This is a genomic window from Devosia sp. LC5, from assembly GCF_000735585.1.
Lineage (GTDB): Bacteria > Pseudomonadota > Alphaproteobacteria > Rhizobiales > Devosiaceae > Devosia.
On sequence record NZ_JNNO01000034.1, the window covers coordinates 87,867 to 109,226 of the forward strand.

Here is a 21,360-nt window from a genome sequence, read left to right on the forward strand (position 1 = left end):
ATCATGAAATTGATGACCACCCTGCTGGCGGCGACCGCCATGCTGGCGCTGGCCGCGGGCGCTGCCCAGGCCAAGCAATTGGTATTCTGTTCGGAAGCCTCGCCTGCTCACTTCGATCCCGGCCCGACGACTGGCGGCAACGATTTCGACGCCTCCTCGCGCACCATCTATAACCGCCTGGTCGAGTTCGAAAAGGGCGGCACCGCCATCGAGCCAGGCCTGGCCGAAAGCTGGAGCACCTCCGAGGACGGCAAGGAGATCACCTTCAAGCTCCGCGCCGGCGCCAAGTTCCACACCACGCCCTATTTCACCCCCACCCGCGATCTCAATGCTGACGACGTGATCTTCAGCTTCGAGCGCCAGTGGAAGGAAGACAATCCGTGGTTCGCCTATCTCGAAGGCATGACCTGGGATTACTTCCAGGGCATGGACATGCCCAAATATATCAAGGAAATCGTCAAGGTTGACGATCTGACCGTCAAGTTCGTGCTCAACGAGCCCAATGCCCCCATGGTTGCCAACCTGGCCATGGACTTCGCGTCCATCGTCTCCAAGGAGTATGCCGATCAGCTCGCTGCCTCGGGCGATCTGGCCGCCTTCTCGACCCAGCCGATCGGCACCGGTCCGTTCGTCTTCTCCGACTATCAGCTCGATACCGTCATCCGCTACCAGGCCTTCCCCGACTATTGGGCCGGCAAGCAGCCGATCGACGATCTGATCTTCGCCATCACCACCGATCCGTCGGTGCGTGCCCAGCGCCTGCTGGCCGGCGAATGCGATATCATGCCCTATCCCTCGCCTGCCGATATCGCCCAGTTGCAGGCTGACGAGAACCTGACGGTGCTGGAGCAGGAAGGCCTCAATATCGGCTATATGTCCTACAACACCACCGAGCCGCCATTCGACAATGCCAATGTGCGCAAGGCGCTCTCCATGGCCGTCGACAAGGCTGCCATCATCGAGGCGGTGTACCAGGGTGCTGGCCAGGACGCCAAGAACCTGATCCCGCCCACCATGTGGAGCTACAACAACAATATCCCAGCCGACACCTATGATCCGGAAGCGGCCAAAAAGCTGCTCGAGGAAGCCGGTGTCACGGACCTGACCACCGATCTCTGGGCCATGCCGGTCTCGCGTCCCTACAATCCCAACGCCCAGCGCGTTGCCGAACTGATCCAGGCTGACTGGGCGGCCATTGGTGTCACCGCCAATATCGTTTCCTATGAATGGACCGAATATCGCGAGCGCGGCAAGCAAGCCGACCGCAAGGGTCCGTTCCAGATCGGCTGGACCGGCGACAATGGTGATCCGGATAACTTCTTCGCTACCCTGTTCTCCTGCTCGGCCATTGGTGTGTCCAATTATTCGAGCTGGTGCAACCAGGAATTCGAAGACCTGATCCAGCAGGCCAAGACCACTGCCGACCAGGCCGAGCGCACCGCGCTCTATGAAAAGGCCCAGGAAGTGTTCAAGGCTGAAGAGCCCGCCCTGACGCTGGCTCACTCGAAAGTGTTCATGCCCATGAACAAGCGTGTCATCGGCTACAAGATGGACCCGCTGGGCATTCACCGCTTTGACGGCGTCGACGTCACCGAGTAAGGCTGCCGCCACGTAAATCCAAGGAGTCCCACGCCGGTTTTACCGGTGCGGGGCTCCCCTTTCATTTTAGAGCAGGGTAAGGAGGCGCCGGCCAACGGCGCCCGTTCATCGCCCCGCCACAACAGGAAACGCGCACCCTGCCGGTTTGCCGGCGCGGCGCATTAGGGTAAAGACCCGCATGCTCAATTACATTCTGCGCAGGCTTGCGCTGATCGTGCCGACCATTATCGGCATTTCCATCTGTGCTTTCGCTTTTGTCCGGGTACTGCCGGGCGACCCCATCCTGGCCATGGCCGGCCAGCATGGCGTGACGCCGGAACGCTACGAAATCCTGCGCGAGCAATTCGGCTACAATCTGCCGATCTGGCAGCAATATTTCAATTATCTGGGCGGCGTCCTGCAGGGCAATTTCGGCGTCTCGCTGGCCACCAAGCGCCCGGTCATCACCGAGTTCATGACCCTGTTCCCCGCCACGATCGAACTGGCGCTGGTCGCCATGTTCCTGGCGGTGATCATCGGCATTCCCGCCGGCATCTTTGCCGCCGTCAAGCGCGGCTCCTGGTTCGATCAATTGACCATGGGCGTGGCGCTGACCGGCTATTCCATGCCCATCTTCTGGTGGGGCCTGCTGCTGATCATCTTCTTTTCCGGCTATCTGGGCTGGACGCCGGTCTCGGGGCGCATCGCGCTCTCCTTCTTCCTGCGTCCCATTACCGGCTTCATGCTGGTCGATACCCTGCTCTATGGCAATTGGCCGGCCTTCGTTTCGGCTTTGCGCCATCTGATCCTGCCGGCGGTGGTGCTGGGCACTATCCCCCTGGCCGTCATCGCCCGCCAGACCCGTTCGGCCATGCTCGAAATCCTGGGCGAGGATTATGTGCGTACCGCCCGCGCCAAGGGCATGTCGCCCCGCCGGGTGATCAATGTGCATGCTTTGCGCAATGCGCTCATCCCGGTGGTCACCACGATTGGCCTGCAGGTGGGCCTGCTCATGGGCGGCGCCATCCTCACCGAAACCATTTTTTCCTGGCCGGGCATCGGCAAATGGATGATCGATTCCATTTCCAAGCGCGACTATGTCGTCGTGCAATCGGGGCTCTTGCTGATCGCGCTCATCGTCATGGCGGTGAACCTGCTCGTCGATCTGCTCTATGCCGTCATCAACCCGCGCATCAGGGTGCAGTAAGATGACCCAGACTCCACAAATCGCTCCCGCCAAGTCCGATCGCGCCGCTGCCTTGCGCGAATTCTGGCACTATTTTTCCGTTAACCGCGGCGCCGTCATCGGGCTGGTGGTCTTTGCCCTCTTGGTGCTGATCGCCATCTTCGCGCCATTGCTGGCGCCCTATTCGCCCGACATCCAATATCGCGACGCCATTCTCAAGCCGCCGATCTGGGACGCCGGCAGCGATCCGCGCTTCTGGCTGGGCACCGACCCGGTGGGCCGTGATATGCTGTCCCGGCTGATCCATGGCGCCCGCTATTCGCTGTTCATCGGCTTTTTCGTGGTCAGCGGCGCCCTGTTCGTCGGCGTGATCCTGGGCGTACTCGCCGGCTATTTCGGTGGCTGGATCGACGCCATGATCATGCGCGTCATGGATATCATCCTGGCCTTCCCCTCCCTGCTGCTGGCGCTGGTGCTGGTCGCCATTCTGGGGCCTGGCCTGTTCAACGCCATGGTGGCGATTGCGCTGGTGTTGCAACCGCACTTTGCCCGTCTGGTCCGTGCCGCCGTGATGGCGGAAAAGAACCGCGAATATGTCACGGCCGCCCGGCTTTCGGGCGCCGGGCATTTGCGGCTGATGCTGGTGACCATCCTGCCCAATTGCCTGGGGCCGTTGATCGTTCAGGCGACGCTGAGCTTTTCCAATGCGATTCTGGAAGCCGCCGCTCTTGGCTTTTTGGGCATGGGCGCCCAGCCGCCGACCCCCGAATGGGGCACTATGCTGGCCTCGGCTCGCGAATTCATCCTGCGCGCACCCTGGGTCGTGACCTTCCCCGGTCTGGCGATCCTGATCACCGTGCTCGCCATCAACCTCATCGGCGACGGATTGCGCGATGCGCTCGATCCCAAGCTCAAGCGGAGCTGAGACATGCCCCTGCTCGAAATCAAGAACCTGACTGTTTCCTTCGATACCTCGGTCGGCCTGTTCAAGGCCGTTGATGGGATCGATGTGTCGGTCGACGCCCGCGAAGTCCTTGCCATTGTCGGGGAATCCGGCTCGGGCAAATCGGTGGCCATGCTGGCGGTGATGGGGCTCCTGCCCAGCACAGCGACCGTCACCGCCGACAAGATGGAATTCGAAGGCCTCGACCTGCTCGCCATGTCGCCGGCCGAAAAGCGCAAGATTATCGGCAAGGACATTGCCATGATCTTCCAGGAGCCTATCGCGAGCCTTAACCCCTGCTTCACCGTGGGCTTCCAGATCGAGGAAGTGCTGTCCAAGCATCTGGGGCTCAAGGGCCGGGTGGCCCGCCAGCGCGCTGTTGAATTGCTCCACCTGGTCGGCATCAAGGATGGCGCCGACCGGCTCAACGCCTTCCCCCATCAGATGAGCGGCGGCCAATGCCAGCGCGTGATGATCGCCATGGCCATTTCCTGCAATCCAAAGCTCTTGATTGCCGACGAGCCGACCACCGCGCTCGACGTGACCATCCAGAAGCAGATCCTGGATCTGCTGGTCCGGCTGCAAGCCGAACATGGCATGGGCCTGATCATGATCACCCATGACATGGGCGTCGTCGCCGAAACGGCCGACCGGGTCATCGTGCAATACAAGGGGCACAAGATGGAGGAGGCCGACGTGCTCTCCCTGTTTGAAAATCCCAAATCCAATTACACGCGGGCGCTGCTCTCGGCGCTGCCGGAAAATGCGGTGGGCGATCGCCTGCCCACGGTGTCCGACTTCGTCTTCGAACCGGCGCCGGGAGTGGCATGATGAGCGCATCCGTTCTCGAAGTCCGCAATCTCACCCGTGACTATATTTCCTCCGGCGGCTTTCTGCGGCCAGCCAAGGTCGTGCATGCCGTCAAGGGCGTCGATTTCTCGCTCGCCAAGGGCCGCACCCTGGCCGTGGTCGGCGAAAGCGGCTGCGGCAAGTCCACGCTGGCGCGCATGATCACGCTGATCGATCCGCCGACCTCGGGCGAAATCCTGATCGATGGCAAGCCGGTCGACGCCGGTCACGTTACCCATGAAATGCGCCAGAAGGTGCAGATCGTGTTCCAGAACCCTTATGGTTCGCTCAATCCGCGCCAGAAGATCGGCGACGTGCTGGCCGAGCCGCTGCTGCTCAATACCAAGATGTCAGCCGCCGAGCGGCGCGAACGCGCCATGGCCATGCTGCTCAAGGTTGGCCTTGGTGCCGAGCACTTTAATCGTTACCCGCATATGTTTTCGGGTGGCCAGCGCCAGCGCATCGCCATCGCCCGCGCGCTCATGCTCAATCCCAGTTTCCTCGTGCTGGACGAGCCCGTATCGGCGCTTGACCTGTCGGTGCAGGCGCAGATTCTCAACCTGCTCAAGGATCTGCAGGACGAGTTCGGGCTGACTTATGTGTTCATCAGCCATGATCTGAGCGTCGTGCGTTACATCGCCGACGAGGTCATGGTGATGTATTTCGGCGATGTCGTCGAGCATGGCAGCCGCGAGGACGTATTCGGCAATCCCCAGCACAGCTATACCAAGACGCTGTTCGCCGCGACGCCCAAATCCGACGTGGAATCGATCCGCCAGCGCATCGCCAAAAAGGCCGCCTTGGCCTCCTGACTCTCTGGTGCCGCCCCTCCGCTCAGGAGGCGCGGCGCCAACGCTGCTCGCCCAGGAACACTTCGAGATCATCCCGGCTCATCGGGCGGGCAAAGGCGTAGCCCTGCAGGATATCGCAGCCGAGCTCGGTCAGGATCACGGCATGCGCCATGCTCTCGACGCCCTCGGCAATCACCTCGATGCCCATGGATTTGCCGATATCGACGATCGAGGCCAGCAATTGGCGCTGCCCGGCATTGTCCAGGATCGGATCGACCAATTGCCGGTCGATCTTGAGCCGGGCCGGGCGCAATTTTTGCAGTGATACAATGGAGGCGTAACCGGTGCCGAAATCGTCGATTTCGATCTCGATGCCCAATTCCTTGAGCTGGTCGATATTGCGCGCAATGACCGCATCGTCCTCGTCGAGATAGATCGATTCCACCAGTTCGAAGGAAATCCGCCCCGGCGGAATATGCAGCTTTTCGAGGCTCTCGATCAGCTCATCATCATGCAGGCGGCGGTGGGAGACATTGACCGAAGCGCGCGGCACCTTGAGGCCCATGCTCTCCCAGCGGTCCAGGTCGGCCAGCGCATGTTCGAGCACGATACGGTCAATACTGGCCATGACATTGAGGTCTTCCGCCGTCGCGAGGAACGCGTCGGGCGCACGCAAGCCCAGTACCGGATGGCGCCAACGCACCAGCGCTTCCACGCCAACCAGGTCATGGCTGCGCGCGTCGAACTGGGGCTGGTAGAAGGCGATGAATTCCTCGCGCTCGAGCCCGCTGAGGATTTCGTCGGCCACCCGTTTGGTATGCACCACCTCGGCCTGCAGCGCCTCGGAGAAATATTCGAAACGGTTCCGGCCTCGCCCCTTGGCGCGGTAAAGCGCGATATCGGCATTGACCAGCAGGCGGCCCACGTCGATGTCCGGCCCATGTTCGGCGGCAATGCCGATGCTGACCCCGAACCGGCATTGGTGGCCCTGATAGCTCACCGGCTTGCGCATTTGCGCCACGATCCGCTCGGCCATCATGCCCAGATACTGATCGCCATCGGCGGCGGGGCAGACCACCACGAATTCGTCGCCCCCGATTCGCGCCACGAAATCGCTGGCGCGGCAATTGGCCCGGAGCACGGTGCTGGCATGGACCAGCATGGCATCGCCCGCCGCATGGCCCAGTGTGTCGTTGATCTGCTTGAACCGGTCGAGATCCAGATGCAGCAGGGCAATGCTGCCGCTGCCGGCATAGCCGCCCGCCGCATTGGCCTTGAGGATATCGTCGAGATAGCGCCGGTTAGGCAATCCGGTCAGGCTGTCATGCAGGGCATTGTGCTCGATGCGGCTCTTGGCGGCTTCCAGCTCCCGATTGCGCGCCTCGGTCAACAGCTTGGTGCGCCGCAAATCCTCGCTGCGGGCCACGTCCTCGGTAATGTCCCAATTGACCCCGACCAGCCGGGGATTGCTGCCGGCTTCGCTATAAACCGCGCCGATGGCCTTGATGGTGCGCACCGTTCCGTCCGGCCAGGTGACGCGGAACACCGATTTATATTGCCCGCTGCGGATGCCCTTGGAAAAATCGGTTTGCGCCTGCGCAAAATCGGCCCGGTGCAGCGCCGCGGTCCAGTGTTCGACACGGCGCGGCGTACCATCATTGGGCAAGCCATAGAGCTCGTTCATCCGCTCGTCCCAGACCAGGTCCCGGGTCACTATGTCCATTTCCCACACGCCGACCTCCGAGCTGTCCAGCGCCAGGGAGAGCCGGCGCGACAGCCGGTCGAGCTCGGCTTCGCGCTGCTTGAGCACGCGAATATGCAGCTGCCGCTCGCCCATCAAGCGCCCGGTGATCAGAATGGGAAACAGGATCAGCGCCCCTGCAAAGATCAATGTGCCGCGCAGCGCCCAGATGCTGGGATCGCTCGTCCAGCCACCTTTGGGCCGGGCTGCAATCTCCCAGGAACCCGAGGGCAGCGCGACATTGGCGACCACCGGGTCCTGCCCATCCAGGTCCGGCCCGAAAAACCGCGGACCCTTGGCGCCGCGCGCATCCCTGCGGGTGATGGAAATATCGCTGCCAAGCGAAGGGGCAAGCAACCCACTCTCGACATAGAGCCGGTCCATATCGACGACGGCGGACACCAGGCCCCAGAAGCGGCGCTCCGTGCCATTGCCGGTGAATACGGGAAATCGCCCGACAAAGCCCTGCCCGCCCTGCACCAGGTCAACCGGTCCCGCCAATACCGGTCTGCCCGTGTCGCGAGCCTCCAGCACGGCATCGCGCTGGGCAATTTCGAGGACATAGTCGAGCCCGATCAGCGCCTCGTTGCTCGCCATCGGATAGGCCATGGTGACCACCAGGCCGGGCGCCGCTGCCACCAGCCGCAATTGGCTCCGCTCGGCAAAAATGCTCGATGCCAGGGCGGCGAAGCGGGCCTGCTCCATCCCTGGCTCGGTTGCCAGGGTCGACACCAGCCCGCGCACCAATTGGATATTGCCGTTGATATTGCCCTCGAGCTTGGCGCGGACCAGCGAAATCTCGGCCTGCACCTCCGCCCGCAATCTTTCGCGGGTGAGAATGCGGGTCTGCTTGTCGAGGAACAGTCCGCCAGCAATGAGCACGATCAACGCAATCACTGCCGGCACTGCAATGGGGCGCAGCCAGTTCAGTCTATTGTCCTGCGACGCAGTTGAATTCACCACTGACACATCCGCCTCCCAGTCTTCTGTCCGGGCAGGATGAGCCTGGCGGCACAACCTTTATGTTTGCCTTACCCGCGCCAGCTCTATCGTCTTGTGGTTAGCGGCGGGCTAAACTTGGCTTTGGTATTTACCCGGTTTCCACCACGATTGTGCCCGCCGCGGCGCATAGGGGGGTGAAGGCGGGGGAGGGGCTGCGGTCGGTTACGAAGGTATGGATCTGGTCGATACGGGCGATCCGGACCGGCGCGGTGCGACCGAATTTACCGGCGTCCGCCACGAGGATTATGTGCCGCGCATTGGCGATGATGGCTTGGGCCACCTTGACCTCACGATAGTCGAAATCGAGCAGGGCGCCTTCCTCATCCAGTGCCGAGGCGCCGATAATGGCGTAATCGACCTTGAACTGGGAGAAAAAGCCTGCCGCTGCCTCCCCCACAATGCCGCCATCGCTGCCGCGCACCACCCCACCGGCAATCACCACCTCGAATTGCGGGTAGATGCGCATCCGGTTGGCGACATTGATATTATTGGTGATGACCAAGAGGCCCGTATGATCGAGCAGCGCCTGGCTCACCGCCTCGGTCGTCGTGCCGATATTGATGAACACAGAAGCGTCATTGGGAATGAGCGCGGCGGCCGCCTTGCCGATGGCCTGCTTTTCGGCCGCCGCAATGTTCCGCCGCGCCTCATATTCGAGGTTTTCAATGCCCGAGGGCAGCACGGCCCCACCATGCATGCGCTTGAGCAGCCGCTGGTCGCAGAGCTGGTTGAGGTCCTTGCGGATGGTTTGCACCGACACGGCAAAGCGCTCGGCCAAGGCGTCGACCAACACCCGCCCTTCGAGCCGGGCCAGTTCCAGGATCGCCTGCTGGCGTGTCTGCGTGTCGCTCACCTTAGGCCCCTATGCCGGCTCGAAATCACTGGGTCGGCCGGTCACGTCGGCCAGTCCGGTAGCAAAGCGGCGGGCATTACGCACATAGCCGTCGGCCGACCGTACGAGGCCCGCAATAGCTTCAGCGTCCAACGCCCGGATCACCTTGCCCGGCACGCCGACGACGAGCGAGCCATCGGGAATTTGCTTGCCTTCGGTAATCAGGGCGCCCGCCCCGATCAGGCAATTGCTGCCGATTTTGGCGCCATTGAGCACGGTCGCGCCCATGCCGATCAGCGTATTGTCGCCAATGGTGCAGCCATGCAGCATGGCCTTGTGGCCAATGGTGCAGCCCTCCCCGATGGTCAGCGGAAAGCCCATATCGGTATGCAGCACCGCATTGTCCTGCACATTGGTGCGCGCGCCGATGGTGATGGTTTCATTGTCGCCCCGCGCCACCGCGCCAAACCAGATGCCCGCATCTGCCCCCACCACGATATCGCCGACCAGCACAGCAGTCGGCGCGATCCAGGCGACATCGGGATCGAGCCGCGGCGCGACGCCGTCGAGTTCATATAGGCTCATCAAAAGTCCTCCTCAGCTCGCCACGCCATAGGCATCGCGCATCTCGGCGATTTCGGCCAGTGCCCGGGCAAATATCTCCCAATCGTCGTGCTCGGCAATCGCCGTCCAGATCGCCTCGACATCCTCGATCAGCATGGTGCGGGGCTGGCTCCGGGCGAAATAGGGATGATCGAGATTGAGAGTGTCGCTGGCCGCATAGCCTTCCAGCATATCGGCAATCGGCCGGAAGGCCTCCGTCGCATAATACGCTGCTGACGGACTGGCGGCCGCCCGTTTGGCGCTCAACGCCCCGCCGCGCCAATCGAAGAAAAACTGCTCATAGGGCGCCTGCGACTGGTTGAGGAAGCCGAACAGCGCGGTGACAAAGGCGCTGTCGCTCTCCACATCGCGCGGCTTGAGCCCTAGCCGGGCCAGCATGGCGGCGGGCAGGGCAGCGCGGAATTGCGGCCAGATCGTATTGAGCGCCGGCTCCAACGCCTCAAGGCTGGAGAGTGGAAGCAGGCATTCGGCCAGCCGCGTCAGGTTCCAGGCCAAAGTGTCGGGCTGCCGGCCAAAGCTATAAAGTCCCGTCTCATCGAAATAGGCAGCGGTGAAATCGGGATCATAGCTGGGCAGGAACCGCCACGGCCCATAATCGAAACTCTCGCCGGTGACATTGATATTGTCGGTATTGAGCACGCCATGCACGAACCCGGCCGCGATCCATTGCGCGCCCAGCCGGGCCACGGCCGCAACCACGGCTTCGAGCAGCGCCGCCGGCTTGTCGGGCGCGTTCGATAACTCGGGATAATAGTGGGCGATCGTGTAGTCGATCAATCGGCCGATCGCGTCATTGTCTTCGAGATAGGCCAGACGCTGGAAAGTGCCGATGCGGATATGGCTGTGGCTGAGCCGGACCAGCACCGAGGAGCGCGTCGGGGAGGGTTCGTCGCCGCGATAGAGTTCTTCGCCCGTCTCGATCAGCGAAAAGCTCTTGGACGTGTAGACGCCCAGTGCTTCCAGCATTTCGGTGGCCAGCACTTCGCGCACCCCGCCCTTCAGCGTCAGCCGCCCATCGCCGCCGCGGGACCATGGCGTTTTCCCGCTCCCCTTGGTGCCGAAATCGAGCAGGCGGCCGTCCTTGAGATCACGCCCCTGTGCGAACAGAAACCCGCGTCCGTCACCCAGATCGGCATTGTAGCTGCGGAATTGATGGCCGTGATAGCGCAGCGCCAGCGGCTGGTTGAGCGAGCCGGGCAGGGGCCTGAAGCGGCCGAAATGCTCGATCCATTGTTCGTCGCTCAGCCCATCCAACCCCATGCGTTTGGCCCAGCGCTGGTCGCGATGGCGCAATATGGTCTGGGGGAAATCGGCGGGGACGACACGGTCGAAGAACGCGTCGCCGAGCGTTTCGTGGTCGGTGGCTGGCTTGAATGCGGGCATGGCGCGAAGCTAGCAATTGGTCCGGCCCGGCGCCAGTGCGCAACCCAGCCTTTCGTCTGCGCGCCTAGCGCAAGCCAGCAAATCGCCCTATATCCCCAGGAATGACAATCCAGAGCGACATCCTGCGCCTCGCGCCCTTTCAGGCCGCCATTTTCGATATGGACGGCACGCTGCTTGATACTGAAGCGGTGTTCAAGACCATCGTCTATGAAGTCTGCACCGATCTGGGCTTCGAGATGACCGATGCGGTGCATATGTCCATGGTCGGCTCCAGCCATGAGCGCACCAATCAATTACTGCTCGAAGCCTATGGCGTGGCTTTTCCCTATACGCTGTTCGACGAGCGCTGCCGCGTCAGCATGCGCGAGCGCACCCATGCCGGCGTACCGGTCAAGCCGGGTGCCCGGGAATTCCTGACCGAACTGGCCGATCGCAATATCCCGATCGCCGTCGCCACCTCCTCGCGTACCCCCCACGCCCATACCCATCTGGGTGCGGCGGGCCTGCTCGATCTGTTCCAGACCGTCGTCACCCGCGACGATGTGGTCAATCCCAAGCCCCATCCCGAGCCTTACCTGACGGCGGCGCGGCGGCTGGGCGTCGATCCGCTGCAATGCCTGGCGCTCGAAGACAGCCATGCAGGGGTCCGCGCGGCCCATGCGGCGGGGATGCAGACCATTATGGTGCCTGATCTGGTCCACCCCAATGACGAATTGCGCGCCCTCGGCATTGCTGTGATGGAGAGCCTCGATCAGGTCCGGCTGGCGGCCTTCGCGCCGCGCTGATCGCATCTGCCTCTGAACTTGTCCAAGGGTCCCGAGTCTTGCTCGGGGCCTTTTGTTTGTGCTGGCCTTGGCTAGCCGAGCGTTAATAGTTTTGGGGCGCCCGAAGCCCGTAAACTTTTATCGATCTGCTTAAACTCCCATTTGTTACGTCCCAAGCCTTTGTACGCTAAAGGTTTTCAAGTCGCGCTGGCTGGATTAACCCTAACTTAAGAAGCTAACGCCTATGGTTAACCAGCGGTAAATTTCAGCTTCCCAGCCGAGCTAAGCCCGGCTAGGGTGCGGCTCGTTATCAGACGAAGCCGGTCCGCAATGACGGAACGGATGAATGCGCCGGAAACGGCCGGACGGGCTCAGGGGCAAGGACGGGGCATTGACGCAAACCTGGCAGGTCATCGCTGTGCGTGCGGTTTCGCATGTGCTGATCCTGTGCGCGGCTGCGCTTGTGCTGTTCGTCACCCTGGCTCCTGCTCACGCCGAAAACCTGCTCATTGCCGATGTGACCCCGCTTGATGTGCCGGCCAATCTGGCCGTGTTGCGCGCCCAGCCGGCGCTCGGCGCCACCATGGCGCCGCTTGAACCCGGCCAGCAGCCTTTGACTGCGGCCCTCCTGGCCAATTACGTCGCCCGCCAGCAGGCGCTGCGCGATTTTGACGTCAACGCCGCCCTGCCGCAGCCTGAACTCAATTCCGAAGTGCTGCTGGGTTACATCGCCCGCGGTTCGTTCGGCGGGAACGGCGCGCTGTCGGCCATTGATAGCTTCGCCACGTCCAGCGCTCCGGCCGAGCGGGCATTAAGCCCTTCAGTGCTCGCTGCCTATGTCGAAAGCGGCTACCAGACCACGCCGCAGCGGCTCGATCATGCCAATACCGAGCGCGGATGCCTCGCTCAGGCCATCTATCACGAGGCCCGCGGCGAAAGCGAAGCCGGCCAGCTCGCCGTCGCCAATGTTATCGTCAATCGCGCGCGGTCGAGCAAGTTCCCGTCGACGCTATGCGGCGTCATCTATCAGAACGCCAATAAGGGCCGCTATCGCTGCCAGTTCACCTTTGCCTGCGACGGGCGCGATGACACGCCGGGCGAACGCCGGGCCTGGGTTCGCTCCAAAGATCTGGCCCAAAAGGTCTATGCCGAATTCGCCCTGGGCGAGAATGTTGGCGCCGTGCCGGGCTCGACCCTCTACTACCACACCACCGCGGTGCGCCCCTCCTGGGCCAATACCTACAATGCGGTCGCCGAAATCGGCTCGCACATCTTTTATTCCCCCAACTGATTGAAGCGCTAGGCGCGATCGGGCTCCTTCCGCTTGTGACGTAGGGCAAATGCGTCCCCATGTCTGTGCTCATGGAGGCGAAGTGTGCCTGAAGATCTGGGCGCGGGGATAAGTGGCGCAGATCGCGGCTCGCGGTATCGTCCTTGCCAAGGCCTATCCCCAAACAAAAGGGCGCCCGGAGGCGCCCTTCTTACGTCAGATGGCAGAAAATCTATTCTGCCGCCTGAGCCATCCTGGGTCCTGGGGCAGCGTCGGCGCCGTCACCGAATTTTTCGAAATTGGCGCGGAACAGGCCGGCCAGGTGGGTGGCTTGGCGGTCATAGGCGTCGGGATCGGCCCAGCTGGCGCGGGGGGTGAGCAGGATGGGGTTGATGCCGGGGACGGCGATGGGGACGGCGAAGCCGAAGAGTTCGTCGGTCCGCATCTCGGCTTGATCCAGCTCGCCATTGAGCGCGGCACTCAGCAGGCGCCTTGTCGAGGCGATGTCGATGCGCTTGCCCAAGCCGTAGCCGCCCCCGGTCCAGCCGGTATTGATCAACCAGGCGGAAGCCCCGCTTTCCTTGAGTTTTTCGGCCAGCATGGCGCCGTAAACCGTCGGATGCAGCGGCATGAACGGGGCGCCGAAACAGGCTGAGAACGTGGCCTGCGGCTCGGTGACGCCGCGTTCGGTGCCGGCCACCTTGGCGGTGTAGCCCGACAAAAAGTGGTAGACCGCCTGTTCCGGGGTGAGCCGGGCGATGGGGGGCAGTACGCCGAAAGCGTCGGCGGTGAGGAAGACGACGGTGCGCGGCGTGCCGCCCACGCTGCCCTTGGCGATGGCTGGCAGCACGTGAATTGGGTACGCCGCGCGGGTGTTCTCGGTGAGCCTAATGTCGTCAAATGCTGGCAGACTGTTAGCATCGAGAATGACATTTTCCAGCACTGTGCCAAAACGCTTGGTCGCAGCATGGATTTCCGGTTCCGCCACGGGGCTGAGCTTGATGGTCTTGGCGTAGCAGCCGCCTTCGAGGTTGAAAACGCCGTCTTTGCTCCAGCCATGTTCATCGTCGCCGATCAGTGGGCGGTCGGGATCATTACTGAGCGTGGTTTTGCCGGTGCCCGACAATCCGAAGAACAATGCGCTCTCTCCATTGGCTCCCAGATTGGCCGAGCAATGCATGGGCAGCACGCCCTGGCGCGGCGCGTGGAAGTTGAAGAGGCTGAAGACGGATTTCTTGATTTCCCCGGCATAGAGCGTGCCGGCGATCACCACGATATTGCGGCTCATGTCGAGCGCGATCACCGTATCGGTGCGGCTGCCATGGCGGGCCGGATCGGCCTTGAAGCTCGGTGCATGCACGATGGTGACGGCGGTCGGGTTGGCGCCGGTGGGCACCATCTCGCCGGGGCGGATCAGCAGGTTGCGGATGAACAGGGCATGCCAGGCGCTGGGGGTCAGCACTGTCACGCCATATTGATGGCGCGGATCGGCCCCGGCCAGCAGGTCCTGCCGGTAGAGCGGGCCGCCGGCAAGATGGGCCTGCGCATCGGCCAGCAGCGCATCGAAATGGGCCGGGCTCATGGCGCCCGAATTGTCCCACCAGACGCTGTTTTCGGTGAGGCCATCGCGTACGATGAACTTGTCCTTGGGCGAGCGGCCGGTAAAGGCGCCGGTGCGCACCGAAACGGCTCCATCGGCGGTCAGCACGGCGCCGCCATCAGCGACAGCGCGGGCAACCAGGGCCGGGGCGATATCGTTGACGAAAAGCGAAGCGGCTGCCGCCCCGATCCGGTCCCGCAAGGCGCTATGGTCGAACACACTCATCTGGCTTACTCTCCAAGGGTCGCCGCAACACCATGATGCGGCCCTCAATGGCGGCCAGATTAGCGTGGACAATAGCGGGCCAACCATCCCGAAATGGGTCGTAAGACGGAAGTTGCATCCACCCGCGGAAACCCGTCGTCATTGCGCAAGACTTGGCCGCGCCTTATTTAATGCGTAATTGTCGCCTGCAACGCGAGGCCGAACCGGCTATAGTTCTGGCCGGCCATACGCGCCACAACAAGAAAGGCAGCTCATGCCCAAGATTGCCCTGGTAGATGACGACCGCAATATTTTGACCTCGGTGTCGCTGACGCTGGAGGCCGAAGGGTATCAGGTCGCCACCTATACCGATGGTGCATCGGGTCTTGAAGGTCTCACCACCGACAAGCCGGACCTTGCCATCCTCGACATCAAGATGCCGCGCATGGATGGCATGGAATTGCTGCGCCGCCTGCGCCAGAAGTCGGATGTGCCGGTGATCTTCCTGACCAGCAAGGACGAAGAGATCGACGAACTGTTCGGCCTCAAGATGGGGGCCGACGATTTCATCACCAAGCCGTTCAGCCAGCGCCTCTTGGTCGAGCGCGTCAAGGCCATCCTGCGCCGTTCGGCCCCGCGCGATCCCTCCGCGCCCGCCGGCGCCCCGGGGGAATCCTCGCCCGGCAAGGCACTGATCGAGCGCGGCTCGCTGGTGATGGACGAAGAACGCCATACCTGCACCTGGAAGGGCCAGCGGGTCACGCTGACCGTCACCGAATTCCTCATCCTGCAGGCGCTGGCGCTTCGCCCCGGCGTCGTCAAGTCGCGCAATGCCTTGATGGATGCGGCCTATGACGATCAAGTCTATGTCGACGATCGCACCATCGACAGCCACATCAAACGGCTGCGCAAGAAGTTCAAGGCGACCGATGACGACTTCGAAATGATCGAGACGCTCTATGGCGTCGGCTATCGCTTCAAGGAGCAATAAGCACCCAAGTGGCCATTATCGACCCCGATATGGATGAGAAGCCGGACGCCAAGGCGCCCGGCAAGGCCACCCCTTTGCCCGAGCCCGAGCAGGACCAGCCCGCAGAGCCGCGCCGCACCCATCGTTGGCGGCTGGTGCTGGCCCCGTTCTACCGGCTGGCTAGCGGCATCAGCCGCTTTCTCGATTTCACGATCTTTTCCAGCCTTACCCGCCGCATCATCGTGCTCAACCTGGCGGGGCTATTGGTGCTGGTGGTGGGGATCCTGTATCTCAACCAATGGCGCGCCGGGCTGATCGACGCCCGCGTGCAGTCGCTGCGGGTGCAAGGCGAAATCATCGCCGCCGCCGTCGCGGCCTCGGCTACGGTCGATAGCGACGTCATCTCGGTCAATCCCGACCGGTTGCTGCAATTGCAGGGCGACGGCACGGTGTCCTCGCTCTCCTATTTCGATCCGACGCTCGAATTCCCGATCAACCCCGAGCGGGTCGCTCCACTGCTGCGCAATCTTATCACCCCGACCCGTACGCGCGCCCGCATCTATGACCAGGGCGGGCTGATGATCCTTGATAGTGACAATATCTATGCGCGCGGCGAGGTGATACGGCAGATCATCGAGACCAAGAAGGCGGATGATTTCTTCCTCTGGGACTGGTGGAACGCAGTGCTGAGCTGGGTGCCGGGCGACAATTTCCCGAAATACCAGGAATATGGCGTCGACGAGGGCATGCGTTATCCCGAAGTCGCTTCGGCGCTGGGCGGCGCACCGGCCGATTTCGTTCGGGTCGATGGGCAGAACCAATTGGTGGTGTCGGTCGCTGTGCCGGTGCAGCGGGTGCGCGCCGTGGTCGGCGCCATCCTGCTGTCGACCGCGCCGGGCGACATTGATTCCATCGTTGCGCAGGAACGCTGGGGTATTCTGCGCATCGCCATGATCGCCGCGGCTGTGCAGATCGCGCTCTCGCTGCTGCTGGCCGGCACCATTGCCGGGCCGATGCGGCGCCTGTCCGAAGCCGCCGAGCGGGTGCAGACCGCCGGCAATGCCCGCGCCGAAATTCCCGATTTCTCCGATCGTCCCGACGAAATCGGGCATCTGTCGGGCGCGCTGCGGCGCATGACCGATGCGCTCTATAATCGCATCGAGGCCATCGAGCGTTTTGCCGCCGATGTGGCCCATGAACTCAAAAACCCGCTGACCTCGCTGCGATCGGCGGTGGAACCCCTGCCGCTGGCCAAGCGGGCCGAGGATCGCGACCGCCTCAACGCCATCATCCAGCACGATGTGAAGCGGCTCGACCGGCTGATCACCGACATTTCCAGCGCCAGCCGGCTCGATGCCGAACTGGCGCGCGAAAGCTCGGACCGCATCGACGTGGAAAAATTGGCCGATGTCATGGTCGGCATCCAGAAAGACATGGCGCTGGGCCGCAATGTCACGGTGGTGCTAGGCAAGCGCAGCGGCAAGGGCAATGCCATCGTCAATGGGCACGAAAGCCGGCTGGCCCAGGTCTTCGCCAATCTCATCGACAATGCGGTCTCCTTCTCGCCCGAAGGGGGCGTGGTGACCGTGGCTTTGGCGACCGATGCCGACGACATCACCGTCACGGTGAGTGATGAAGGGCGCGGCATAACCGGGGATTTCGGCAAGATCTTCCAGCGCTTTTATACCGACCGGCCCGATACCGAGAGCTTTGGCGACCATTCGGGACTGGGTCTCTCTATTTCCAAGCAGATTGTGGACGCCCATAAGGGCACGATCCGGGCCGCCAACCGCCAGGACCGTTCGGGCGCAGTGTTCACGATTGTGTTGCCGCGAGCCCGCAAATAGAGCCCGCCATGCCGCAAAACCTCAATATTCATGGCACGGCGATCGTGCTGGGCGGTGCCGGATTGCTGCTGCGCGGCCCCTCCGGTTCCGGCAAATCGCTGCTGGCCCTGTCCCTGCTCGATCGCTGGGCCGCGCGGGGCCTGGATGCGGCGCTGGTGGCCGATGACCGGGTCGATCTGAGTGCCGGCCCCGAAGGGCTGACAATGGGTGCTCCCGCCGCGATTGCCGGGCTGATCGAGCTGCGCGGGCGCGGCATTATCAACCGTCCCTATCGCAGTGATGTGCCGCTGCATCTGCTGGTCGATCTGGTGCCCGAGCTGGTGCGCATGCCCGAATCCGCTGCCTTCACGGCCGAGCTTTTGGGGCTGGTATTGCCCCGTGCGCCGGTGCCGCAAGCCGGGCTGATCGGGCTCGACCATCAAATGCTGTTGGTAAGTGGGGCTCTGGCAGCCCTTGACCCGCCGGCAGGCCGGCCGTGACAAAAAACCACTTGAATCCCTGTCGCTCCGGGGCAAGACTGCCCTTCACTCGCGCCTTTGGGCCGGGTTCGGCTCCGCGCGCTATCCAAACAATGCCTTGCGCGGGCAGGGGGCAGACAATACTGGAATGCCGTCGGCGCCACGACGCGGGCGCATCTCGGCAGGCTGGGGACGTTGCATGATCGGTCTGGTTCTGGTGACGCATGGTGCGCTCGCCAATGAGTTCAAGTCGGCACTGGAACACGTCGTCGGCCCGCAGGATTATTGCGAAACCATCGCCATTGGTCCTGACGACAATATGGAAAATCGCCGCAATGACATTCTGGCCGCCGTCGACAAGGCCGATAATGGCTCGGGCGTGATCATTCTGACCGACATGTTTGGCGGCACGCCGTCCAATCTGGCCATCTCGGTGATGCAGAACCGCGACGTGGAGGTGATTGCCGGCGTCAACCTGCCCATGCTGGTCAAGCTGGGCCGGGTCCGTGGCGACATGAGCATCAAGGAAGCGGTCAATCTGGCCCAGGAAGCGGGCCGAAAATATATCACCGTCGCCAACTCGATCCTGAGCGCGGGGTAAGCCTATATGGATGCTGCCAGCACCGGCCGGGCCGTCGCCCAGCAATTGACCATCGTCAACCGCAAGGGCCTGCACGCCCGCGCCTCGGCCCGCTTCGTACGCACTGCCGAATGCTTCGACGCCACCATCGCCGTCATCAAGGACGGCACTTCGGTGGCCGGCAATTCCATCATGGGTCTGATGATGCTGGGCGCCGGGCCGGGCAGCACGATCCTGGTGCAAGCCAGCGGCAAGCAGGCCCGCGAAGCGCTCGAAGCCATCGTCGAACTGGTCAATAACGGATTTGACGAGGATAGCGACGGGGCCTCGGGGTGAGCGAGGCGGTCGAGCTCGTCCCTTATTCGGATGACTGGCCGCGAGCGTTCAACGCTATTGCTCCGACCATAGCGGCCTGTTTCGACCCGCCGCCGCTGCGGCTCGACCATATCGGCTCTTCGGCCGTGCCGGGCCTGCCTGCCAAACCGATCCTGGACATCATCGTGCTGGTGGCGGATATGGAAAAAATGGACCCGGCGCTTGTCGCGCTCGAGCGCGCCGGTTTTGAGTTCCGTCCCGAAGTGTCGAATGCCCACCGGATGTTCCTGCGCAAGCTGGGCCCGGCCGGACATCGCACCCATCATCTCCACATTCACGATAGTGCGGATGAAGTCCGTCGGCACGTGATGTTTCGTGATTGTCTGCGGAACGATGCCACGACCAGGGCCGCCTACTTGGCCCATAAGGAGGACTTGGCGACACGTTTCCGCGAAGATCGCGGGGCCTATTCTCGCGGTAAGTCGGATTTCATCGACGAGGTTATTCGAGCAGCGGGCGGACCAGAGCGGGTGCCTTGGAATCCCTAGGCACGGCTCACGCCACCTTCACACTCTCTTTGCCATTTTGCTTTGCTATGGCAGCGGAACTACGCGAGGCCCGCGCCATTGGCATCGGGCAAAGGGGAGAACCAAGCATGCGGCGGATAATTGCCGGGGCCGGCGGGTTGGGACTGGCGCTGATCCTCAGCCAGTTTCCCGAATATGCGCAGCAATATGCCCAGCGGCTGGGCGGCGCCGTCGATGAATTGCGCATCGTCACCGAGGATTTCGACCAGGCGGCCGCCGCTGGCGGGCTCAACCGGGAACAGGCCCTGGGCCGCTATGAAGGCTCGGCCGACAATTTCATCGTCGGCCGCGGCACTGCCATGGCGGCCACGTTCGTGCGCTATGAACAGCTCAGCGCCACGCTGGCCCAGATCCAGGGCGCCGGACCCGTCGAACGCTTCCAATCGCTGCCGGCCTATCTCGATACCGATATCGGCCGGCGCACGCTTGAGGCTTATAAGCCCGCTGTGCCTGTCACAGTCGAGGGCATTCTCTATGCCGGAGGCGGTTTCATCCTGGGCTATCTCGTGCTTTCGGGCCTCTGGCGCTTCTGCGCCCTGCCGTTCAAGCGGAAGCGGCGGGAGGCCTATCGGTGACGGCCTGAGCAAGCCTATTCCTGCTTGCGCAGCCGCTTGCCGGCGATGAGCCAGATCGCCGAGATAAGGAAGTAGATGGCGCCGAAGCCGGCATATCCGGCTATCGTGGGGATCACCATGGGCACCGCTTGCTGGGCCTGGACGACAAAGAAGGCGCCGGCCAGCGCCGATTGCGCGCCGCTCAGGACCATCGCCCACTGGGCTCCGGATTTCCAGCGGCGGATGGCCGTTCCCAATTGCAGCAGACCCGACAGAATTGCCCAGACCCCGAAGACCGCCAGCACGGCGCCCAATCCCATCGGCAGGGCAATCAGCACGGCCAGCGTCGTGGCCAGGCTGACAAAGATGTTGATCGCTTGTGTGCGGCTACGGGCCAGGCCGCCGTTTCTCGTGGCGTCGAGATAATTGGCTGTCGCGTCCCAGAGCGGGTAGATCACCAGCAGGACAGCGCCAAGCCCGGCCTGGTGCAGGCCAAGGGTGAGGGCGACCGCCACCCAGGCCACCGAGAAGGCGGCGCGGCTGAGGTAATAACGGGTGAGCCAGCTTTCCTCAGCGGCACGGGCGGGATTGGTTGCGATGGATGACATGATTTAGCCTATCTACTAATTGGTAGGTATTGGTTTATGGATGACCCGAACAGCCGGACCTGGTTACTGGAAGCGATTGAGCAGGGAGTTGGTGATCGTGCCGAACAGGGCCGGATCGCCAAGCGCCCGGGCGGACAGCATCCCGCCATGTACGGTCGCCATGAAGGTCTCGGCTTCGGCTCTTGGCGTGCTCGAGAGGCGGAAGACGCCCGAAGCCGCGCCGCGCTCAAAGGCCGATGTCAGCCATGCCGACAAGGTCTCGAAATGCAGCCGCACTTCGGCCGCTACTGCCGGCGGCAAGGCCGGGAGTTCGCTGGCCATCAGGGCACAGACGCAAAACGGATCGCTCGCATCCGTGATGCATTTTTCCCAATAGGCGACATATTTGACCAGTTGATCGCGCGGATCGTCGGCGGCCCGTTCCAATGCGGCAAACCCGGCTTTGGCGTCCTCGCGGTAGCGCAGGACCAGGGCGCGCACCAGATCGACCTTGCTGGGGAAATGGTGGTGGATGCTGGCCTTGCGGATGCCCACCACCTCGGCAATGTCGGCATAGCTGAAGCCGTTATACCCGCCCGCAATGATGAGGGCACGGGCGCAGGCAAGAATGCCGTCGGCGGTGGAAGAAGGATTGCTCATGATGAAGTGTCTACCTAGTGGTAGGTAGAGAGTCA

General features: G+C 62.7%; 21 protein-coding genes. 14 read left to right on the top strand and 7 right to left on the bottom strand.

Features of this window, described 5'->3' with window-relative positions; all coding sequences use genetic code 11:
• Positions 1-3: 3 nt before the first annotated feature.
• The 5 genes from FF80_RS15030 (at position 4) to FF80_RS15050 (ending at position 5,368) form a co-directional block, all read left to right on the top strand.
• On the top strand, positions 4-1,599 hold the full coding sequence (locus FF80_RS15030; protein WP_035102087.1) for an ABC transporter substrate-binding protein: 1,596 nt from the start codon (positions 4-6) through the stop codon (positions 1,597-1,599).
• 178 nt (positions 1,600-1,777) lie between these two features.
• A complete protein-coding gene (locus tag FF80_RS15035) occupies positions 1,778-2,785 on the top strand; it encodes an ABC transporter permease subunit (protein WP_035102088.1) in 1,008 nt (335 codons plus the stop codon).
• 1 nt (position 2,786) lies between these two features.
• Entirely contained in the window at positions 2,787-3,689 is a 903-nt protein-coding gene (locus tag FF80_RS15040; RefSeq protein ID WP_035102090.1) for an ABC transporter permease subunit, read from the top strand.
• Between the two features lie 3 nt (positions 3,690-3,692).
• A complete protein-coding gene (locus FF80_RS15045; RefSeq protein WP_052153627.1) occupies positions 3,693-4,538 on the top strand; it encodes an ABC transporter ATP-binding protein in 846 nt (281 codons plus the stop codon).
• Positions 4,538-5,368: a dipeptide ABC transporter ATP-binding protein gene (locus FF80_RS15050; RefSeq protein ID WP_035102092.1), complete on the top strand. Its 831-nt coding sequence runs from the start codon at positions 4,538-4,540 to the stop codon at positions 5,366-5,368. Before FF80_RS15045 ends, FF80_RS15050 begins: the two co-directional genes overlap by 1 nt.
• A 22-nt stretch (positions 5,369-5,390) precedes the next feature.
• Here the strand turns inward: FF80_RS15050 and FF80_RS15055 are convergent, their stop codons facing one another.
• The 4 genes from FF80_RS15055 to FF80_RS15070 all read right to left on the bottom strand — a co-directional run bounded on the left by FF80_RS15055 (position 5,391) and on the right by FF80_RS15070 (position 10,929).
• Positions 5,391-8,048 carry an EAL domain-containing protein gene (locus FF80_RS15055; RefSeq protein WP_244445790.1) on the bottom strand — a complete coding sequence of 886 codons (2,658 nt, stop codon included), beginning with the start codon at positions 8,046-8,048 and terminating at the stop codon, positions 5,391-5,393.
• A gap of 130 nt (positions 8,049-8,178) precedes the next feature.
• Positions 8,179-8,943, bottom strand: coding sequence for a DeoR/GlpR family DNA-binding transcription regulator (locus FF80_RS15060; protein WP_035102094.1), 765 nt, complete (start codon positions 8,941-8,943; stop codon positions 8,179-8,181).
• 9 nt (positions 8,944-8,952) lie between these two features.
• On the bottom strand, positions 8,953-9,507 hold the full coding sequence (locus FF80_RS15065) for a gamma carbonic anhydrase family protein (protein WP_035102096.1): 555 nt from the start codon (positions 9,505-9,507) through the stop codon (positions 8,953-8,955).
• 12 nt (positions 9,508-9,519) lie between these two features.
• Positions 9,520-10,929 carry a protein adenylyltransferase SelO family protein gene (locus tag FF80_RS15070; protein WP_035102098.1) on the bottom strand — a complete coding sequence of 470 codons (1,410 nt, stop codon included), beginning with the start codon at positions 10,927-10,929 and terminating at the stop codon, positions 9,520-9,522.
• A gap of 101 nt (positions 10,930-11,030) precedes the next feature.
• Here FF80_RS15070 and FF80_RS15075 point away from each other — a divergent pair, with 101 nt between their 5' ends.
• On the top strand, positions 11,031-11,714 hold the full coding sequence (locus FF80_RS15075) for an HAD family phosphatase (RefSeq protein ID WP_035102099.1): 684 nt from the start codon (positions 11,031-11,033) through the stop codon (positions 11,712-11,714).
• A 325-nt stretch (positions 11,715-12,039) separates the two neighbouring features.
• Positions 12,040-12,984: a cell wall hydrolase gene (locus tag FF80_RS21070; protein ID WP_081917465.1), complete on the top strand. Its 945-nt coding sequence runs from the start codon at positions 12,040-12,042 to the stop codon at positions 12,982-12,984.
• 211 nt (positions 12,985-13,195) lie between these two features.
• Here the strand turns inward: FF80_RS21070 and pckA are convergent, their stop codons facing one another.
• On the bottom strand, positions 13,196-14,788 hold the full coding sequence (gene pckA / locus FF80_RS15085) for a phosphoenolpyruvate carboxykinase (ATP) (protein WP_035102100.1): 1,593 nt from the start codon (positions 14,786-14,788) through the stop codon (positions 13,196-13,198).
• A 253-nt stretch (positions 14,789-15,041) separates the two neighbouring features.
• Here pckA and FF80_RS15090 point away from each other — a divergent pair, with 253 nt between their 5' ends.
• From FF80_RS15090 to FF80_RS15120, 7 genes are all read left to right on the top strand, one after another.
• Positions 15,042-15,758, top strand: coding sequence for a response regulator transcription factor (locus FF80_RS15090; RefSeq protein WP_035102101.1), 717 nt, complete (start codon positions 15,042-15,044; stop codon positions 15,756-15,758).
• Positions 15,759-15,766: 8 nt separating this feature from the next.
• Complete coding sequence (locus tag FF80_RS15095) at positions 15,767-17,584, top strand: sensor histidine kinase (RefSeq protein WP_244445791.1); 1,818 nt, start codon at positions 15,767-15,769, stop codon at positions 17,582-17,584.
• Positions 17,585-17,592: 8 nt separating this feature from the next.
• A complete protein-coding gene (locus FF80_RS15100; protein ID WP_052153629.1) occupies positions 17,593-18,063 on the top strand; it encodes a hypothetical protein in 471 nt (156 codons plus the stop codon).
• A gap of 178 nt (positions 18,064-18,241) precedes the next feature.
• Positions 18,242-18,643 (top strand): PTS sugar transporter subunit IIA, encoded by a 402-nt coding sequence (locus FF80_RS15105; protein WP_035102102.1) that lies wholly within the window; start codon positions 18,242-18,244, stop codon positions 18,641-18,643.
• Between the two features lie 6 nt (positions 18,644-18,649).
• Complete coding sequence (locus tag FF80_RS15110; RefSeq protein WP_035102103.1) at positions 18,650-18,958, top strand: HPr family phosphocarrier protein; 309 nt, start codon at positions 18,650-18,652, stop codon at positions 18,956-18,958.
• Positions 18,955-19,485 (top strand): GrpB family protein, encoded by a 531-nt coding sequence (locus tag FF80_RS15115; RefSeq protein ID WP_052153630.1) that lies wholly within the window; start codon positions 18,955-18,957, stop codon positions 19,483-19,485. The genes FF80_RS15110 and FF80_RS15115 overlap by 4 nt, the downstream gene beginning before the upstream one ends.
• Before the next feature lie 107 nt (positions 19,486-19,592).
• Positions 19,593-20,099 carry a DUF2937 family protein gene (locus tag FF80_RS15120; RefSeq protein ID WP_035102104.1) on the top strand — a complete coding sequence of 169 codons (507 nt, stop codon included), beginning with the start codon at positions 19,593-19,595 and terminating at the stop codon, positions 20,097-20,099.
• A gap of 14 nt (positions 20,100-20,113) precedes the next feature.
• Here the strand turns inward: FF80_RS15120 and FF80_RS15125 are convergent, their stop codons facing one another.
• Complete coding sequence (locus FF80_RS15125; protein ID WP_035102106.1) at positions 20,114-20,686, bottom strand: hypothetical protein; 573 nt, start codon at positions 20,684-20,686, stop codon at positions 20,114-20,116.
• A gap of 63 nt (positions 20,687-20,749) precedes the next feature.
• Complete coding sequence (locus FF80_RS15130; RefSeq protein ID WP_035102108.1) at positions 20,750-21,325, bottom strand: TetR/AcrR family transcriptional regulator; 576 nt, start codon at positions 21,323-21,325, stop codon at positions 20,750-20,752.
• Positions 21,326-21,360: the final 35 nt, after the last annotated feature.

What these genes read in the sequence shown, in the direction of transcription:
- FF80_RS15030 (WP_035102087.1), top strand. Translation starts at nt 4, where the DNA reads ATGAAATTGATGACCACCCTGCTGGCGGCGACCGCCATGCTGGCGCTG.
- FF80_RS15035 (WP_035102088.1), top strand. Translation starts at nt 1,778, where the DNA reads ATGCTCAATTACATTCTGCGCAGGCTTGCGCTGATCGTGCCGACCATT.
- FF80_RS15040 (WP_035102090.1), top strand. Translation starts at nt 2,787, where the DNA reads ATGACCCAGACTCCACAAATCGCTCCCGCCAAGTCCGATCGCGCCGCT.
- FF80_RS15045 (WP_052153627.1), top strand. Translation starts at nt 3,693, where the DNA reads ATGCCCCTGCTCGAAATCAAGAACCTGACTGTTTCCTTCGATACCTCG.
- FF80_RS15050 (WP_035102092.1), top strand. Translation starts at nt 4,538, where the DNA reads ATGAGCGCATCCGTTCTCGAAGTCCGCAATCTCACCCGTGACTATATT.
- FF80_RS15065 (WP_035102096.1), bottom strand. Translation starts at nt 9,507, where the DNA reads ATGAGCCTATATGAACTCGACGGCGTCGCGCCGCGGCTCGATCCCGAT.
- FF80_RS15070 (WP_035102098.1), bottom strand. Translation starts at nt 10,929, where the DNA reads ATGCCCGCATTCAAGCCAGCCACCGACCACGAAACGCTCGGCGACGCG.
- FF80_RS15075 (WP_035102099.1), top strand. Translation starts at nt 11,031, where the DNA reads ATGACAATCCAGAGCGACATCCTGCGCCTCGCGCCCTTTCAGGCCGCC.
- FF80_RS21070 (WP_081917465.1), top strand. Translation starts at nt 12,040, where the DNA reads ATGCGCCGGAAACGGCCGGACGGGCTCAGGGGCAAGGACGGGGCATTG.
- pckA (WP_035102100.1), bottom strand. Translation starts at nt 14,788, where the DNA reads ATGAGTGTGTTCGACCATAGCGCCTTGCGGGACCGGATCGGGGCGGCA.
- FF80_RS15090 (WP_035102101.1), top strand. Translation starts at nt 15,042, where the DNA reads ATGCCCAAGATTGCCCTGGTAGATGACGACCGCAATATTTTGACCTCG.
- FF80_RS15100 (WP_052153629.1), top strand. Translation starts at nt 17,593, where the DNA reads ATGCCGCAAAACCTCAATATTCATGGCACGGCGATCGTGCTGGGCGGT.
- FF80_RS15105 (WP_035102102.1), top strand. Translation starts at nt 18,242, where the DNA reads ATGATCGGTCTGGTTCTGGTGACGCATGGTGCGCTCGCCAATGAGTTC.
- FF80_RS15110 (WP_035102103.1), top strand. Translation starts at nt 18,650, where the DNA reads ATGGATGCTGCCAGCACCGGCCGGGCCGTCGCCCAGCAATTGACCATC.
- FF80_RS15120 (WP_035102104.1), top strand. Translation starts at nt 19,593, where the DNA reads ATGCGGCGGATAATTGCCGGGGCCGGCGGGTTGGGACTGGCGCTGATC.
- FF80_RS15125 (WP_035102106.1), bottom strand. Translation starts at nt 20,686, where the DNA reads ATGTCATCCATCGCAACCAATCCCGCCCGTGCCGCTGAGGAAAGCTGG.
- FF80_RS15130 (WP_035102108.1), bottom strand. Translation starts at nt 21,325, where the DNA reads ATGAGCAATCCTTCTTCCACCGCCGACGGCATTCTTGCCTGCGCCCGT.